Source organism: Fontibacillus phaseoli (genome assembly GCF_003337355.1).
GTDB classification, from domain to species: Bacteria; Bacillota; Bacilli; order Paenibacillales; family Paenibacillaceae; genus Fontibacillus; species Fontibacillus phaseoli.
Window position 1 is genome coordinate 49,502 of record NZ_QPJW01000005.1, and the last position, 18,002, is coordinate 67,503.

General features: G+C 47.1%; 12 protein-coding genes. 1 reads left to right on the forward strand and 11 read right to left on the reverse strand.

The features are described from left to right. Positions 1–6: 6 nt before the first annotated feature. The 5 genes from DFP94_RS14425 to DFP94_RS14445 are packed head-to-tail and all read right to left on the reverse strand — an operon-like array spanning position 7 to position 5,002. Positions 7–756, reverse strand: a complete 750-nt coding sequence (locus DFP94_RS14425) for an ABC transporter permease (protein ID WP_181873158.1) — start codon at positions 754–756, stop codon at positions 7–9. A 17-nt stretch (positions 757–773) separates the two neighbouring features. After that, positions 774–1,733 (reverse strand): GDP-mannose 4,6-dehydratase, encoded by a 960-nt coding sequence (locus DFP94_RS14430; RefSeq protein WP_114497180.1) that lies wholly within the window; start codon positions 1,731–1,733, stop codon positions 774–776. A 13-nt stretch (positions 1,734–1,746) separates the two neighbouring features. Then, the gene (gene gmd / locus DFP94_RS14435; RefSeq protein ID WP_114497181.1) at positions 1,747–2,712 is read right to left on the reverse strand and encodes a GDP-mannose 4,6-dehydratase; all 966 of its coding nucleotides are present in this window, start codon (positions 2,710–2,712) and stop codon (positions 1,747–1,749) included. Positions 2,713–2,744: 32 nt separating this feature from the next. Then, complete coding sequence (locus DFP94_RS14440; protein ID WP_114497182.1) at positions 2,745–3,821, reverse strand: mannose-1-phosphate guanylyltransferase; 1,077 nt, start codon at positions 3,819–3,821, stop codon at positions 2,745–2,747. Next, positions 3,818–5,002, reverse strand: a complete 1,185-nt coding sequence (locus DFP94_RS14445) for a glycosyltransferase family 4 protein (RefSeq protein ID WP_245954854.1) — start codon at positions 5,000–5,002, stop codon at positions 3,818–3,820. The genes DFP94_RS14440 and DFP94_RS14445 overlap by 4 nt, the downstream gene beginning before the upstream one ends. Positions 5,003–5,207: 205 nt before the next feature. On the opposite strand from DFP94_RS14445, the gene DFP94_RS14450 reads away from it, so the two are divergent. Next, entirely contained in the window at positions 5,208–7,664 is a 2,457-nt protein-coding gene (locus DFP94_RS14450; protein ID WP_114497183.1) for an O-antigen ligase family protein, read from the forward strand. 55 nt (positions 7,665–7,719) lie between these two features. Here the strand turns inward: DFP94_RS14450 and galU are convergent, their stop codons facing one another. The 6 genes from galU to uvrB form a co-directional block, all read right to left on the reverse strand. After that, positions 7,720–8,586, reverse strand: a complete 867-nt coding sequence (gene galU, locus DFP94_RS14455; RefSeq protein WP_114497184.1) for a UTP--glucose-1-phosphate uridylyltransferase GalU — start codon at positions 8,584–8,586, stop codon at positions 7,720–7,722. 244 nt (positions 8,587–8,830) lie between these two features. Further along, entirely contained in the window at positions 8,831–9,028 is a 198-nt protein-coding gene (locus DFP94_RS14460; protein ID WP_181873159.1) for a hypothetical protein, read from the reverse strand. Positions 9,029–9,338: 310 nt separating this feature from the next. Then, complete coding sequence (locus DFP94_RS14465; RefSeq protein WP_114497186.1) at positions 9,339–11,858, reverse strand: U32 family peptidase; 2,520 nt, start codon at positions 11,856–11,858, stop codon at positions 9,339–9,341. A 372-nt stretch (positions 11,859–12,230) separates the two neighbouring features. Continuing rightward, positions 12,231–12,440 (reverse strand): DUF2759 family protein, encoded by a 210-nt coding sequence (locus DFP94_RS14470; protein ID WP_114497187.1) that lies wholly within the window; start codon positions 12,438–12,440, stop codon positions 12,231–12,233. Between the two features lie 638 nt (positions 12,441–13,078). Beyond that, positions 13,079–15,937 carry an excinuclease ABC subunit UvrA gene (gene uvrA / locus DFP94_RS14475; protein WP_114497188.1) on the reverse strand — a complete coding sequence of 953 codons (2,859 nt, stop codon included), beginning with the start codon at positions 15,935–15,937 and terminating at the stop codon, positions 13,079–13,081. A 20-nt stretch (positions 15,938–15,957) separates the two neighbouring features. Continuing rightward, positions 15,958–17,952, reverse strand: a complete 1,995-nt coding sequence (uvrB, locus tag DFP94_RS14480) for an excinuclease ABC subunit UvrB (RefSeq protein WP_114497189.1) — start codon at positions 17,950–17,952, stop codon at positions 15,958–15,960. Positions 17,953–18,002: the final 50 nt, after the last annotated feature.

Genomic DNA, 18,002 nt, shown 5'->3' on the forward strand with positions numbered 1-18,002 from the left:
CCAGATTTAAATCAAGTCGGATATTTCATTTATCATACGCTTATAAACTATCCATCCAAATAGGAAGGTAATGATTGAAATCAAGAATATGTTGATGAAATTAACAATATCTCCTTGCAAAATCAGAGTTTGATAAGATTCGATAAAATAATAAAGAGGATTGAATGACATGGTCTTCTTCAATCCATCCGGTAAAATATCCAAGACATATACGATAGGCGTAAGCCAAAACCAAACTTGAATAATTATTGATGTAATTTGGTTTAAATCACGAAAGTGAACATTAAGGACAGAAAGGATCATTCCAATGCCAGTACAAAAAATTTGTTGCAGAATTATAATTATAAAAACAGCAATGTAACTAAAATGCAGATCATAACCAATTCCCAATAAAACTAAAAATAATAAAGAGTAATTTATGACCAACTCAATAATCGAAGAAACTGTCAAGGAAAAGACAAGTATGGATTTAGGGAAATATATTTTCTTTACGATGTTCGAATTCTCAATAAAAACATTTTGAAACCTGGTAATTGTCGTATTAAAAATAGTCCATGCTAAGATACCAGAACTTAAGTAAACGCTGTAATCAAATTTACCAGTATTCATTCCCGGTAACTTGGCCGCCATTATTTGTGAGAATACCGTAGTGTAAATAATAATATATGCAATTGGCATCAGAAGATTCCATAACAACCCGAATACTGAGCCTGCATATTTATTGCGAAAATCCCTTTTTACCATGTCCCAAATCATATAAAGGGTACCACTTCTCATAATTTTTCTAACCACTCTTCTTTTCTGATTTCCTCTAAAATATCTTCAAGGCTTCGATTCAGATCTATCCCTCTTTCCCAAGAGGTCTGATTTATGACTTTATCATTGCTTCCATAATAGATTGGAATATCCACCGGCCTTAGTTTATCCGGATTCACCTCTATTGTAATTTCCGAAGGTGATAAAGATATCATTGCAAGAAGCAAATCTTCAATAGAGGTCGGCTTTCCAGAACAAAGATTATAAGTCTGACCTTTAATTCCCATCTCAGCAATTAATCTATATCCGTTGACAATATCCCTGACATCCGTGAAATCTCTTAAAGAGGAAAGATTCCCAACAGAAATAACTGGCTTCTGCCTGCCCTTTTCAATATTGACAATTTGATGAGCGAAATCCGGTACAACAAATCCCTTTTTCTGGCCTGGTCCAATATGATTAAAGGGTCTAACATGAATGATATCCATGCCGAAACCTTCAAAGAATTGTTTGGCCATTAACCCCGCACTCATCTTGGATACGCCATATGGATTAGTAGGATTAAGCATACTATTCTCTGTTATGGGAAACTCCATCTGCTTCGAATAACCATACTCCTCGGATGAACCTATGCTTATAATACGAATATTACGGGATACTTGTTTTACAGCTTCAAATAAGTACATTGTTTTAACCGTATTCGAGAAAAAAGTGTCACTCGGCTGTTCCCAAGCTTCCTTTACATTGCTTTGTGCAGCCAAGTGAAAAATAACGTCCGGCTTTACCGTTGTTAATACTTGAACACATTCTTCTTTGTTACCCATATCGGAGACAATTAATTCATCAATGGAATTCTCAGAAAAAAATGTAGGGGTTAATCTTGTTGTCCCGTAAACTTTAAAACGCTGGCTCATTAATAGTTGAGCCAAATGTCGTCCAGCAAATCCATTCACGCCAGTAATCAGAGCAGTTTTCACGGTATATTTCCCTTTACTTTTGGTTTAGCTTCTTTAAATCACTATCCACCATCATTTTCACCAATTCTTCAAAGCCAACTTCCAACTTCCATCCCAGCTTCTCCTGCGCTTTCGTACTATCCCCAAGCAATAAATCGACCTCAGCCGGGCGGACAAATTTAGGATCGATAACCACATAATCTCTCCAATTCAGTCCCGCATATCCAAAAGCAATTTCAACAAGCTCGTGAACAGTATGTGTTTCTCCTGTTGAAATGACATAATCGTCCGGTGAGTCTTGCTGCAACATTAACCACATTGCTTTAACATAATCCCCAGCAAAACCCCAATCTCTTTTGGCATCCAGATTGCCCATGCGCAGCTCGCTTTGGAGTCCCATTTTAATTCTCGCTACCGCATCCGTTACTTTACGGGTAACAAATTCGACTCCGCGACGCGGCGATTCATGGTTAAACAAGATTCCAGAACATGCGTACATGTCATAACTTTCCCGATAGTTCACAGTAATCCAGTGGCCGTAAACCTTGGCAACACCATAAGGGCTACGCGGATAAAAAGGGGTTGTTTCCTTCTGCGGTGTTTCGACAACTTTACCGAACATTTCACTACTGGAAGCTTGATAGAATCTGGCCTCAGGTTTCGTTAAGCGAACAGCGTCCAGCATATTTGTAACTCCGATTGCAGTCGCCTGACCAGTCAAAACAGGTTGTTCCCAAGATGTGGCCACAAAAGATTGTGCAGCCAGATTGTACACTTCATCCGGACTAGATTTTCGAACTGCATTAATAAGCGACCCTTGATCTAACAAGTCACCTTCAATAAATTCAATCTCATTTTTGATGTGCTCGATATTATCCATTATCGGTGTGCTGGTTCTACGACGAAGACCATAAACCTTATAACCTTTTTCCAACAAAAGTTCAGCCAAATAAGAGCCGTCTTGTCCCGTAATTCCGGTTACCAGTGCATTTTTTGACATAATCAAATCTCTCCAGTTCTTTTCGATATAATTTATAGGTATTGTTCCAGTTTTTGCATTCTCAACTCTTTGAGCAGCAGTTTTACTTCTTGAGCTTTGTCCTTACTACAAATTAGAGTGACATCTTCGGTATCGACAATAATCAGGTCTTCAATCCCTAGGGTAGCTATTAACTTACCGTTACTTTCAATGATGCATCTTTTGGTGTCGAGATTTAGAATGTTTCCTTTAATGACGTTTCCATTTTCATCAAGTTCATTGATTCGTTCCAAAGCGGTCCAGCTGCCAACATCGTCCCATCCAAAAATACAAGGTATTACATAGATGTTCTCAACCTTTTCCATAATTCCATAGTCAATGGACTGATCAGGCATCTTAATGAATTCGTCTTTAATAACTTCAGCAAAATTTATGCTGCCAAAAGCGGCTCGCATCGTTTCCAGTATATCATGCATCTCCGGCATTAACTGCTGGATATATTTACGGATCACTTCCGTTCTCCAAACGAAAATTCCGCTATTCCAGTAATAGTTCCCGGCCTGCAAATAGGACTCTGCGGTAGCTTGATCGGGTTTCTCAACAAATTTATTTACTTTGAGGACTTCCAGATCATTAACTTCTTTCTTTTGGTTAGTACTTTCTATATATCCGTATCCCGTTTCTGGATATCCGGGTTGAATTCCCAAAGTAACTAGGCTTTGATTATCTTGTGCCACTTCCACAGCCGTTTCCAAAATCTTTATAAAGCCCTCTTCATTTTCAATGATATGATCCGAGGGTAATACAATCATGGTACTGTCGGGGAACCGTTCTTCAATTAATATGGAAGCTAAACCGATACAAGGTGCCGTGTTTCTTCCCACAGGTTCGATAATAATATTCTCATGCGGTAAATGCGGAATTTGAGCCTTAATTAATTCAGCGTATAACCCATTCGTTACGATAAATATTTGGGTAATATCTATCAGCTTCTCCAACCGGGCTATAGACTGTTGAATCATTGACTTATTTCCTGAAATGTTTAGGAATTGTTTAGGAAGATTGGTTCTGCTTTTGGGCCAAAACCGTTCCCCTTTACCTCCAGCCATGATGACGCATGTTATAGTCATGATTTTCCTCCGAATTTCCATAATTCAATGTAGTTTAAACGTTCTTGTATCAATTTCCCGACAGCCGTCGGTGAAAAGTTCTCTTTGATATTTTTTTGACCGGCAAGAGCAATCTTGTCATAGAACTCTTTGTCGGCAGTTAATCTTTTCATATAGTCTCCTGCTTGACCAACATCCGGATCCGCCCATTGCTGGTATGCCTTATAAGGGCCGTAATCATTTCCAACTTGGATTAGCGTATAATCAACAAGACAGGAATTGCTTATATCCATAAAATCGGTATTTGAAGACCAGTTTGTTCCGATCACCGGCTTTCCAAGGTACATGGCTTCAGCCAATCCAAGGCCAAAGCCCTCACTACGGTGTAAGGATACAAAACAGTCTGTTACGCATAGTAACGCATTAACATCATTTCGGCTGATCGTATCCGTAATTAAATGAATGTTTTGATAATCTCCTATTAGTGTCTCCAGTGCCTTGATATCAGTCGATCCGCTTTTGTAGCTATTAACTTTCAATACAAGTCCGACGCGAAAATCATCCGGCTTAAAAGCTGTTTTAAAAGCCTCCACTGCTGCTTTCGGATTTTTCCTTTCCTGATAGCTTTTCACGTCATACATAGAAAGAAATAGAAATGCATCCTTCGGTAAATGAAAGTACGCTCTATCTCGAGGTTCCGTGATTTTAACTTCAATAGAATGAGGAATCTTCACGACCGGAACCGGACTCTTTACAGCGACGGAATCTGCTACAAAAGTAGACGGAACCCATACTTCATCCACCAAATTAAAACCTTCGAGCCACTCGTCAGGAAAATCGGGAAGCTCCCAATGCCAATATCCTATCGTATATTTATTTTGAAAAAGCGAATTCCCATAGTGCGCATATATTTCAGTCATCTGCTCGGCATTCACATGCAGCAAGTTTATATGATATGCCGGTTCAGTAACTTCTTTATGAGCCCAAGACATATCTTCCATTCTGGCACTATTGGTACCTGTGAAATTAAGGATTCCGAACGGTATATCCACCGCATCCAAGTTATTGGCAGCGATTCTGCAAGATTCGCCGATCCCCATTTCCGCCCTGGAATAGCCCAGCAAATTCACACCCTTCATACCGTTAGCAATATTGCGAGGTGAAGGACTCTTTTCAATAGGAAAAGCTTTCTTTAATAGCATTTTCTTCACTTTTTGTCTGACACTCGGCGGAATTATAGATGTGATAAGAGGCTTTACTTTAACCGCTAGCTTATATGTAACCTTATAAATAAAGTTTTTAATTTTTTACACCACCAAATCTTGGACGTTAGCCTGATGGAATCTAGCCCCATTCTATTCCTTATGCTAAAATACTTACGTATCTATTAGCAAAGGAGATAAATACGTGTCGAATCCAGTATACGGGAAAAAAGCCGCAACGTCGAGAAATGGGGAAAATTTGCCTGCGACGTTATGGGTGTTGATGGTTGGATTGATTTTATTCTTGGTATGGGCACCGTTCCAGGCCGGGTTGTTTAATGGACTTGTTATGAATTTTGAAAAGTCCATTTATTGGGCAGTGTTGACAGGAAGCTTGTTGTTGATAGCCTGGGCGGCATTATTCTTCAAGCGAATCAAGTTAGAGGACCAACGGGATTGGACGGCCGTTTGGGTGCTGTTGATCCCGATTACCTACCTTCTGGGTCTGATCTCTGCAGCAAGCCAGTATTATGCGATGAACGCTGTACTCATTCAATGTCTGTATGCGATGCTGTTCATTATTGGTCTATATTTGCTTCAAAATAAGCAAAGTAATTCTATCATAGAAACGACCACAATTACTGTTGCATATATTATCGTCATGTTCGGCTTGCTGAACTGGCTCGGCCAAGGCCGGACTGCGTCGGCGATCGTCGGCTGGTTTACGAAGACGGTTATAAACGGACAATATAATCAGGCCATTTGGGTCGATGCTAACGGTCCGCGTTTAGCCTCGGTGTTCCAGTACCCGAATACATACGCCGCTTTTTTGATGGCGTTCTTCTTTGTAGCGATTTTTGCGATCACCCGATCCCAAAAATGGTATAGCCAGGTAATTCATGCCTTTATGCTGGTACCCATGGTGCTTTCGCTGCTGCTGACACTTTCCCGCGGCGGATTAGTGTTTCTTCCGGTTGTCTTTGTTATCTTGCTATTGTTCTTGAAACCGGCCAAGCAAATTCTTTGGATTCTGTATTGTATAATTGCTGCAGCAGCGACCCTGGCGGTTGCCAAACCGGTCACGGATTTGGGACAGCAATTTCATCTTGGGCAAATCGGCGACCCTGCCAAAGGCTGGGGATACGTGCTTGTTGCATCCGTCGTGGTGGCTGGGTTGGCCTGGGTAATTCAACGTTACTTGGCTCCATGGCTGGAACAACGTACGGAACGCTGGTCTGCGAAAAAACTTGCAAACTTGTGGCTGCCGATCGTTTCTGTCGCAGCTGTTGTGGTTCTGGCTGTCTTGCTACTTGGTACTAGCCTTAAAAATGTTCTTCCGGGAAATATCGGACAGCGTTTGGAAAACATCAATTTACAGCAACATAGTTTGCTAGAACGTTTAACGTTCTATAAAGATGCCGTGAAGGTAATTAAAGATTATCCCGTGATTGGAGCAGGCGGAGGCGCTTGGGCTTCCATTTTTGAAAAATACCAGAACAACCCGTACGCCAGCCGTCAGGCGCACAGCTTTGTTATGCAATATCTGGTCGAAGTCGGGGTATTAGGCTTCATAGTACTACTCGCATTCCTTGCCTTCATTTTTTATAAATATATTCGCGGCTATATTCATTCCGATGAAACAAAGCGAAATGATTACTTCATCTACTTTATCGTGGTCATATCGATTCTGGTCCACAGTTTAATGGACTTTAACATGAGTTACGTCTTTATCGGTATGCTTGTCTTCCTTGGATTGGGTGGTATGGCCGCTGCGATGGACAATCATCCGGTAAAGCGGTTTGCTTGGAAGTCAACCGGTTTCCGCACCCTGTATAGCGCTGTTCTGGTGGTCGGGGTACTGGTGTTGATTTTCACGTCCATCCGGTATATCCAAGCCAATAATGCAATCGAAAAAGGCAGAACATTAATGGCAACGAGCTCCGACTTCCAGGAAATCAAAGCCCCGTTTGCGGATGCACTCAAAAAGCGGAGCAACCACCCGGATGCTATACTCAACTACAATGTTCTCCTTAGGGCCGTCTATGAACAAACTAAAGAAGAAGCATTTTTCAATGAAGACCTGAAGCTGTTGACGGATGCGCTGAAAAAGGATGCGTTTAACAAAAATATTTACAATCAGCTCATCCTTCTCTATCAACTCAAAGGAGAAACAGACAAAGCTTATAATGTCCTGAAGGACAATGCAGACCGTTACACTTATGATCAAGACTGGTATGAAAGACTCATCGTGCAATCATTCGAAATGGGTTATCAGGCATTGGGAAATCAGGATGTGGCCCAAAAAGAGCAGTACTTCACCTCCGGACTCCAAGCCTTTGATCACGTAGTCCGTGGCGTGGAGCACCTGAAGAACCTGCCGAAGGGGCAGTTCCAAGGCAACCCATTTGCTGTAACCCCTACAATGGCGCTAAATGCCGGCAAGATGCAATTTATGATGAACAGGTCTGCCGAGGCTGTTGCCATCTTTAAACAAGGCTTAGGCCCGGATTTGAATGATCATACTAACCGGGAAATTGCCCGCTGGTATCTGGCTGCCTTGCAGAAGTCAGGAAGCACTGACCAGGCCGTCTATGATCAACTGATTCAAATCGATCCGAGCGAAAAAGATTCCATTGCACAACTTGTAGAGTTAACCTTCTAATTCCCACTCTGGGCACTAAAAAATCGGCCTCTCATAAAAGAGAGTGCCGATTTTTTTAATTCCCTATTTTATCTCTCATGTAGGATAGCAATCCATCACGCAGTTCTTTATTCTGAAGGGCATAGTGAATCGTGGTCTGGATAAATCCGAGCTTCTCTCCAACGTCATGTCGGGTGCCGTCAAAATGATAAGCTACGATACGTTCCGTATCCTTTAGGCGCGAAATAGCATCGGTTAATTGAATTTCACCGCCAACGCCTTCATGCTGCTCATCCAAGATACCGAAGATTGCCGGGGTTAAAATATATCTGCCCATAATGGCCAAATTCGACGGGGCTTGATCCGCCGCCGGCTTTTCGACCAATTGTCTGGCTTGATACACGCGGTCTCCGATTTCGGTACCGTCCACGATCCCATACCGGGAAACTTCCTCCCACGGAACCGGCTGTACGCCAACGACAGACGCCTTCTGGAAGTTGTACACGTCGATCATTTGCTTAAGGCAAGGAACCTCCGATTCCACGATGTCATCGCCCAGCAGGACGGCGAACGGCTCGTCGCCGATAAACTTCCTGGCGCACCAGATTGCGTGCCCCAGACCTTTCGGCTCCTTCTGCCTGATGTAATGGATATCGGCCATCTCCGAGGACTTACGGACCTCGTTGAGCAGCTCCCATTTGCCTTTTTCGGACAATGTATGTTCCAATTCGAAGGAATTATCAAAATGATCCTCGATCGCCCGTTTGCCTTTACCTGTAACGATTATGATATCCTCAATACCGGAGGCAACAGCCTCCTCAACGATATACTGAATCGTCGGCTTATCCACGATCGGGAGCATTTCCTTCGGCATCGCCTTCGTGGCCGGCAGGAAGCGAGTGCCCAGCCCGGCTGCGGGGATAATCGCTTTCCGGATTTTCATAGCATAAATCTTCCTTTCCCATGACATCAAGATGGTGCCATTATAACATAGTTCAGGGTAAAAAAAGACAGGCGGATTCTTAGAAAATTCATCGGATCCGTTTGTCGCAAATCAAGTGTGGATTCAACTGTTCCAACCCCAGTACCGGAGCCCGAATCCATCAGAAAGTTCCTAATAAAAAAGCACCTTACGGAACTTTATCCGTAAGGCGCTTAAGAATAGGTTACTTCGTAAATTTCAATATTTATTGTACCCAGAATTTCAGGCGCGACGCGATAGACTGAGGTGCTTCCTCGCAGCGGTTCCGGCTTCCTGGTTCTGGGGTGTGGAGGTGGCGCTCCGTTCCGTATTCGATTTTCCGATACTCTTGGTCACCGCCGATTTCCAGCCGTCCATGAACTTTAGTTACCACCGATTGCATTTCGAGGAATCCTTCAAACATCACTTTCACCCTCCTACAAAAATGGACTTCATTAATTCGTCCACTTGTATTGTTTACGCTTTCATTATATCACATTACCGATTTTTTACTTAGTTATAAATATCGTTTATCCCCTGTTTTTATTATCATTTTGCAGATTGTTCACAATTAAGAATCCCTTTACTGACGCGGGTTTATAGGATGTCTGCGTACAGAAAACAGTTGTCCGTCACAGGAGTATCCTTCCGTTTCCGAACCCTTTCACCGATAAAAATAGCCTTCTACGCAAGAAGCGCAGAAAGCTACTATTTATACTAAAACACATATCGTTTTATTTAACGAGTTGTCCGCGAGTCACCCCAAGCTGGTTGGTCGCTTTGAGCGATTTCCAGACTTGCGTACCGCTGATTTCACCGCGAAGCGCCCGGTTGTAGAGGTCGATTACCTGGTGAACCTGTTCCGGGGTTTCCTCGAGGAACTCTACCCGGTAAGTCGCCACGCCAAGCTCCATGAAATTGCTCAGGTACTCCGCACCAGACTGCTCAATGGCGTTGTATACTGTATTCCGGCAGCCCTCGTCGACCCGTACCGGGTGGCTCATGCCGATCCGGTCCTGCAGCGAAGCGCGATGCTCCTCGCATGGGCGGCCGCAGTTGGTGTAGTCCGTACCTTCACTCAGGAAGGTGCAGTAAACGCAATGCTCCGTATGGAACATCGGCAGATGCTGGTGGATGACGATTTCCATGCTGGACGTCCGGCTTTGACGCAGCAGATCCACCATCTGCTGCACATTCAGGTCGTAGGACGGCGTGACAAGGTCACAACCCGCCTCGAGGAACAGCTCCACCGCTTTATGGTTGGCGATGTTCAGCGAGAAATCGCCGATCAGCCGCGGATGGGAGGCGGACGGGTTTTCCATCCGGTGGCGCAGGTAGAAGTACAGCGCACCGGTGTTGCGCACCAGCACCGCATCGGGCTGGAGGCGCAGGATGTTGTTATGGTAGCCGTTCTCGCCCGGCATATGGATGCGCGGCGTAGCCAGCGCAATTTGCTTGCCGGCGGCCCGAACGGCTTCCACCGCTGCCGGGAACTGCTTGATGAATTCAAAGTCGGCGTAGACCATGTCGACGCCGGCTTCCAGCGCAGCCTGCACCTGCGGCAGGCTGCGGCACAGCGCGGTGAGCTTCGCTTCACCGCGAGCCACCGGCGCAGGCACCCCGCCTTTGGCAGGGGCGCCCGCCGACCCGGCCGCCGCCCGCGTGAACACGGGCGGCTTAGGCCGCTCGCCGGCTAGCAGTTCCACTGCGCGCCGGCGGATGCTGTTCAGCTCTCGCATAGGCAGGATCACGTCGCCATGCAGCTCCGTGTCCAGCCGCTCGAGCTGGAACACCGTGCCGCCGAGACGGCCGAACTGCTCTTCGAGCAAGGCGCCGTCCATCGGCCGTTTTTGCGCGACCTCGAGCTCCAGCTCCGAGTCGACGCGCACGGTCGTTCCCTTCTGGACATCGGTCCAGAAGGTCGTCAGCAGTCCGCCTGCGTGGCCGACCGCCCGCACATGTACCGGGAACACCCGGTACGGTTTGTCGGTCTCGAACGTCTGGCGCAGCCGTTTATCCAAAGCCGGGTCGCTCGTCTTCCAGATCTTGTCGCCCACATGCACCCGGCGCAAATCCACGTCATTGCGCCCCGGAACGATGTCGACGATCCAGGTCTCGCCGGCCTCGCCTTCCAGTTTTACGCCTTTGCGGCGTAAATCGTAAACACGGCCGCCTTCTTCCTGCTTCGTCGGATCGCCCGCATCAAACACGATTCCGTCCCCGCGTTTCAGCGGCGCTTCCAGCTTGCAAACAACGCCGTCGCGGAGGATCTGCTCCACGCGGCCGAGATAGACTCCACGGCTCTTAGGGAACGTACCGTCCAACAATTGCTTGTTGTTCGTCCCTTCCAGGAACCCGTGCGTAAATCCGCGCGAAAAACTTTGCTGCAATTCGCGTACTTCCTCTTTGGAAGGACGCGTGTTATCCCCTTCAAAGTAACGGTCAATCGCCTTCCGGTATTTACTCACCACATTGGCTACATATTCGGGACTCTTCATGCGTCCTTCGATCTTAAACGAAGTCACGCCCGCTTCAATCAATTCCGGCATGATATCGATCGCCGCCAGATCTTTGGGAGACAGTAGGTAAGCCACATCGCCCATCGGTTTTTGCTCTCCGTCCACCATCAAATCATAAGGCAAGCGGCATGCTTGAGCGCATTCCCCGCGGTTGGCCGAGCGTCCGCCCCACATTTCCGAAGTCAGGCACTGCCCGGAATAGGAAACGCATAAAGCTCCATGCACAAAAACTTCCATCGGCAGCTTGGCCTGATCCCCGATCGCCTTAATCTGTTTCAGATTATTTTCACGTCCAAGTACGACACGCTCCATATTCCAGGGCTTCGTAAACTCCACCGCTTCGGGCGAGGTAATCGTCATCTGCGTCGACCCGTGAATCGGGAAATCCGGCGACATCTCCCGGATCATTTTCACCAGACCCAGATCCTGTACAATGACCGCGTCCACACCCGCCTCGATGCAGGCATCGATCAATTCCCGGGCATCTTCCAATTCATTTTCGAACACCAGAATATTAAAAGTCAAAAAACCCTTCACGCCATAGCTATGCAAAAATGCCATGATTTCAGGCAGCTCGTCCATTCTGAAATTGTTTGCCCGTGCACGGGCATTGAACTTTTCCACGCCAAAAAATACCGCATCGGCGCCATTCGCCACCGCGGACCGCATGCAGTCCCAGTCTCCTGCCGGAGCAAGCAGCTCCACATCTTGTCTTGTTATTGCCGTCTGGCTCATTTATATCCTCCCGGATGTGCCGCAACACTGCGACCCATCGAATTAATTTGTTCATCAAATAAATCTTAAAATTTAAAACTCCAATAACCTTATTATTTTAACAGACATCGCGCTAAGACTCTAGCCATCAAGCAACGGAAACCGCTGGCACATGCAAAAAAATCTCCCAAACGACTGAACTCCTTAACCGCATAAAATAAATTGCTAAATAAAAGTCATGCTCGGCAATAAAAAACAACAGTCGATTCAAAAGATTTAATATTCACCGAACCACTGGATGTATGCGCAAAAAGACACCCCATCCCCAAGCTGGAAACAAAGTGCCTTTGTTGTATTTCACTTTTAGGTTTACTTAATAAGTCAAAGCCATGATTAACTAAACCATGCTTTGATCATGATGGCATCGGAGGCCAAAAAGATCAGCAGACTGAGGATGCCGAAGCCAATCGCAAACAAATTTCTCTTCGGACGCTCTTTCAACAATCTTACTACCCCGATGAGAATGACAATCGTAAACAAAATCATAAAAATATCGAAACCGTTAAAGGTCGTCGTTACTTCTCCTGCAGCGGCGAGTAACATGGCAAGCCCTCCTCAGTAATGTTCGCGGAATTTCCATCTTCTTATATGTTAGCGTCTCATTAAAGCGGATGCAAGAGAAAAGTCAAAAAAATGTTGTATTTATTGCTTGAAAAGTTAAATAGCTCATATTCATTTATATCTGTTTCTGTCCTGAAACTATTGTTCCAGAGTTCCGTTCTCCCTAAACGGACAAATCCCTAAAATGTCCACCTAAAAGTGGACACGAACCTATTTTGTACGTTTATAGAAATCAATCTATATTTAGTTACAAATCATCACTTATTACTATATGTTGCGGTTCCGGTGATAAGCTATATCTATTCCCTTTTCAAAATCATGTCCACCTTTTAAAAGACATTTTCAGCAAAAAATCCGTCTCCCAAGGACAAATCAATATCAACAAGGCCACAGCATTCCTATTTTCCCCCGAATCCCGGCAATTCATTCGATAGCAACCTCCACCAACACCATCGTTCCCATTATTCCAATCATTCATAATTCCCATCATCAACATCATCACTAATCTTCATCACCGCCCTAAAAAAAAGCTCAAGCATTCTCTGCTTGAGCTTTGCATTTGCGTCAACGGGTATTACCTGTCGGTTAATCGACGTGGAATAGCTTTGCCCTTCCGCAAATCAGGAATGGACTTTCCGTTCCTGCGTCCGTTTCGTGTCACGTTCCAGGACCGGGGCAAGGTAGCGGCCGGTGTAGGATTGTTCGACTTTCACGATCTCTTCCGGCGTGCCGGTAGCGATGATCGTACCGCCGCCGCTGCCGCCTTCGGGACCGAGGTCAATCAAATAGTCGGCCGTCTTGATCACGTCCAGATTGTGTTCGATCACCAGAACCGTCTCGCCGGAATCCACCAGGCGATGCAGTACCGAAAGCAGACGGTCGATATCGTCCACATGGAGGCCGGTCGTCGGCTCATCCAGAATGTAGATCGTCTTGCCCGTGCTGCGCCGGTACAATTCGGAAGCCAGCTTCACGCGCTGTGCTTCGCCACCGGACAGCGTCGTCGCCGGCTGGCCGAGATTGACGTATCCCAAACCAACGTCAAGCAGGGTTTGAAGCTTGCGATGGATCTTCGGAATGTTTTCGAAGAAATTCGTCGCATCCTCCACCGTCATCTCCAGCACGTCCGCGATGCTCTTGTTCTTGTATTTGACCTCCAAGGTTTCCCGGTTGTACCGTTTGCCTTTGCACACTTCGCATGGCACATACACATCCGGTAGGAAGTGCATTTCGATTTTGATAATCCCGTCGCCCTTACAGGCTTCGCAACGGCCCCCTTTAATATTAAAGCTGAACCGTCCTTTCTTGTACCCGCGGATCTTGGCCTCATTCGTTTGCGAATACAAATCGCGAATGTCATCAAAAACGCCGGTATAGGTCGCCGGGTTGGAGCGCGGTGTCCGGCCGATCGGAGATTGGTCAATATCCACAACCTTCTCGACATGCTCTAAGCCCTTCATCTCCCGGTACTGCCCCGGGCGCACCCTCGCTCTGTTCAAATCCCTGGCCAGCGTCTTGTACAGAATTTCATTGACCAGCGTAGATTTCCCCGATCCGGATACGCCGGTTACCGCCGCAAAAACGCCGATCGGGAATTTAACGTTGATATTCTTCAGGTTATTCTCCTTCGCGCCTTTGACCTCCAGCCAACGGCCATCCGGTTTGCGCCGCTCCGCCGGAACCTCGATAAATTTCCGGCCGCTTAAATATTGGCCAGTCAGCGAGTTCGGGTCATCCATGACCTCCTGCGGCGTTCCTTGCGAGATGACCTGCCCTCCATGAATACCGGCACCAGGTCCGATATCAATAATATGATCGGCAGCCAGCATCGTATCCTCGTCATGCTCAACGACAATCAACGTGTTGCCGAGATCCCGCATATGCGCAAGTGTCGATATCAATCGGTCGTTATCCCGCTGATGCAGCCCGATGCTTGGCTCATCAAGAATATACAACACGCCCATAAGGCTTGATCCGATCTGGGTCGCCAACCGAATACGCTGAGCCTCCCCGCCGGACAACGTACCCGCTGCACGGCTCAGAGTCAAGTAGTCCAACCCTACATTAACCAGAAAACCCAACCGGCTGTTGATTTCTTTCAGGATCATATGAGCGATCGTCTGTTCTTTTTCGCTCAGTACGAGCCCATCAAAAAACACCATCGCTTCGCCGATGGACAGCGACGTGACGAACGCCATATTTTCGCCGTTTACTGTTACAGCAAGAACTTCTTTCTTCAGGCGGTGTCCCTTACAAGTTCCGCATGGCTTCGAACCCATGAATTCTTCGATAAATTCGCGAATCCCTTCCGAAGTGGTTTCCCGGTACCGGCGCTCCAAGTTGGGCACGATTCCCTCGAATGTTACGTAAGCGTCCCTGGTCATGCCGAAATCGTTTTGATAGCGGAAACGGACCTTCGTATCGCCTGTGCCGTAGAGCAGCTTGTCCATTTGATCCTTGCTTAATTCCGATACGGGAACATCCTGAGGAATATCAAAATGCTCGCACACGGAACGCAAAAATTGCGGATAATAGTTGGAAGTACTGCCGGCCCATGCCTCAAACGCACCTTGCTCAATGCTTTTGGAAGGATTGGGAACAAGCAGGTCGGGATCGATGATCATCTTCACGCCAAGACCGTCGCATTCCGGGCAAGCCCCGAACGGGCTATTGAAAGAGAACATCCGGGGCGACAATTCCTCGATGCTAAAGCCACAAATCGGGCAGGCATAGTTGGAACTGAATCGCAGCTCCTCCTGCCCAATAATGTCGACAAGCAGTTGCCCGCCGGACATTTTCAAAGCAGTTTCAATGGAATCGGCCAAACGGCTGCGTACATCTTCTTTCACGACAATCCGGTCGACTACTACTTCGATGGAATGTTTTTTATTTTTTTCCAGCTCGATATTTTCGGAAAGGTCCCGCTGTTCTCCGTTAACACGAACACGGACAAAGCCTTGCTTGGCGATTTCGCTAAATAAGCTCTTGTGTTCACCCTTTTTCCCCGAAATCACGGGCGCCAAAATCTGCAATCTCGTTTTCTCGGGATACTGCATTATACGATCTACCATCTGCTCTATGGTCTGGGATGTGATTTCAACTCCATGCTCCGGACAATGAGGATGCCCGATCCGTGAGAATAGCAGACGCAAATAGTCATATATTTCCGTAACCGTACCAACGGTTGAGCGCGGGTTACGGCTGGTCGTTTTTTGGTCGATCGAGATCGCAGGCGACAAGCCCTCGATAGAATCCACATCCGGCTTCTCCATCTGCCCCAGGAACTGCCGGGCATAGGCGGAGAGAGACTCCACATACCGGCGTTGGCCCTCGGCATAAATGGTATCAAACGCAAGCGAAGATTTCCCGGAACCGCTAAGCCCGGTCAAGACAACAAAACGGTCGCGCGGAATCGTAATGTTCACATTTTTCAAATTGTGCGCTCTGGCGCCTTTAATGACGATATTCTCACTAGCCAATCGATTTCATCTCCCAACTCTTATTCCGCCCGCAGTTCCATGATGGCATCGCGTAGCTCTGCCGCTCTCTCAAACTGCAGATTTTTGGCGGCTTCTTTCATCTCTACTTCCAGACGGCCGATCATCGCTTCGCGGTCGCGCTTGGACATCTTGCTCTTTGCCGCATCCCCCAAATAGTCGGCCTTGCTTTCGGCTACGCGGGTTGCTTCGATGACATCCCGCACTTTTTTGCGGATCGTTTGCGGCGTAATGCCGTGCTTCTCATTGTATGCAATCTGGATACTACGGCGCCGCTCGGTTTCCTTGATCGCTTTGTCCATCGACTCGGTAATATTGTCGCCATACATCAGTACGCGTCCTTCCGAGTTCCGGGCCGCCCGCCCGATCGTCTGGATCAGGGAACGCTCGGAGCGCAGAAAGCCTTCTTTGTCCGCGTCCAGGATCGCCACTAAAGAAACCTCCGGTAAATCCAGACCTTCCCGCAGCAGGTTAATCCCGATCAATACGTGGAAGGTACCCAGCCGCAGGTCACGCAGGATGCTCATCCGCTCCAGCGTTTTGATATCCGAATGCAGATAGCGTACCTTTATGCCGATCTCCTTCAGGTAGTCGGTCAAATCCTCCGACATCTTCTTCGTCAGCGTCGTCACCAGCACCCGCTCATCTTTCGCAATCCGATCATTGATTTCTCCAATCAAATCATCGATTTGCCCTTTGGTCGGACGAACCTCGATGATCGGGTCAAGCAAGCCGGTCGGCCGGATAATCTGCTGCACCATCTCTTCGCAATGTTCAAGCTCGTAGGGTCCGGGTGTAGCGGACACATAGATCAACTGGTCCGCCTTATCCTCAAACTCTTCGAATCTCAGCGGACGGTTGTCCAGAGCCGAAGGTAACCGGAACCCATGATCGACAAGCACGTTTTTTCGTGCCTGGTCACCATTGTACATCGCACGGATTTGCGGCAGCGTCACATGGGATTCGTCAATCACGATGAGCATGTCATCGGGGAAATAATCCATCAGTGTATACGGCGTGGCTCCGCGCTCACGGAACGTCAGCGGTCCCGAGTAATTCTCGATTCCCGAGCAAAAACCGACTTCCTTCATCATTTCGATATCATAGCGGGTGCGTTGTTCCAAACGCTGCGCCTCCAGCAGCTTGCCCTGGGACCGGAAAAGCTCAAGCCGTTCTTCCAGTTCCCGTTCGATATTCGTCAGAGCGACCTTCATTGTTTCCTCTTGGGTCACAAAGTGAGAGGCCGGAAATATAGCGATATGTTCACGTTCCCCGACCAATTCACCGGTCAACACGTCGATTTCGGTTATCCGTTCGATTTCATCGCCGAAGAACTCCACTCGGACCGCCTGTTCTCCCTTCGATGCCGGGAAAATCTCCAGCACATCTCCCCGAACGCGAAACGTGCCGCGAACGAAGTTGAGATCGTTCCGCTGGTATTGAATATCTACCAGACGGGCCAAAATCTCATTTCGAGGCTTCTCCATACCGACGCGCAGCGACAAAACCATGCTCCCGTATTCCTGCGGTGAACCGAGACCATAAATACAAGATACGCTCGCTACGATAATGACATCCCGCCGTTCAAACAACGAGCTGGTCGCGGAGTGTCTCAATTTGTCGATCTCTTCATTAATACTGGAATCTTTCTCGATATAAGTGTCAGAAGAAGGGATATATGCTTCCGGCTGGTAGTAGTCATAATAGCTGACGAAGTAGTCTACGGAGTTATTCGGAAAAAAATCCTTAAATTCACTGGCGAGCTGCGCAGCAAGCGTCTTGTTGTGGGCGATAACCAGGGTAGGTCTTCCAAGCTTGGCGATGGTATGCGCAATCGTGAAGGTCTTTCCCGTCCCTGTTGCACCTAAAAGTGTCTGGTGCTTTTTACCCATTTTTATGCCTTCGACCAATTGCTCCACCGCCGCCGGCTGGTCACCCTGCGGCGAAAATTCGGATATAAGGTCGAATTTATTGTTACTAAAGACAATATCACTCATTGTCCAACATCACCCTTATCGTCTAAAATGGAAACTGTACTTTCGTTGTA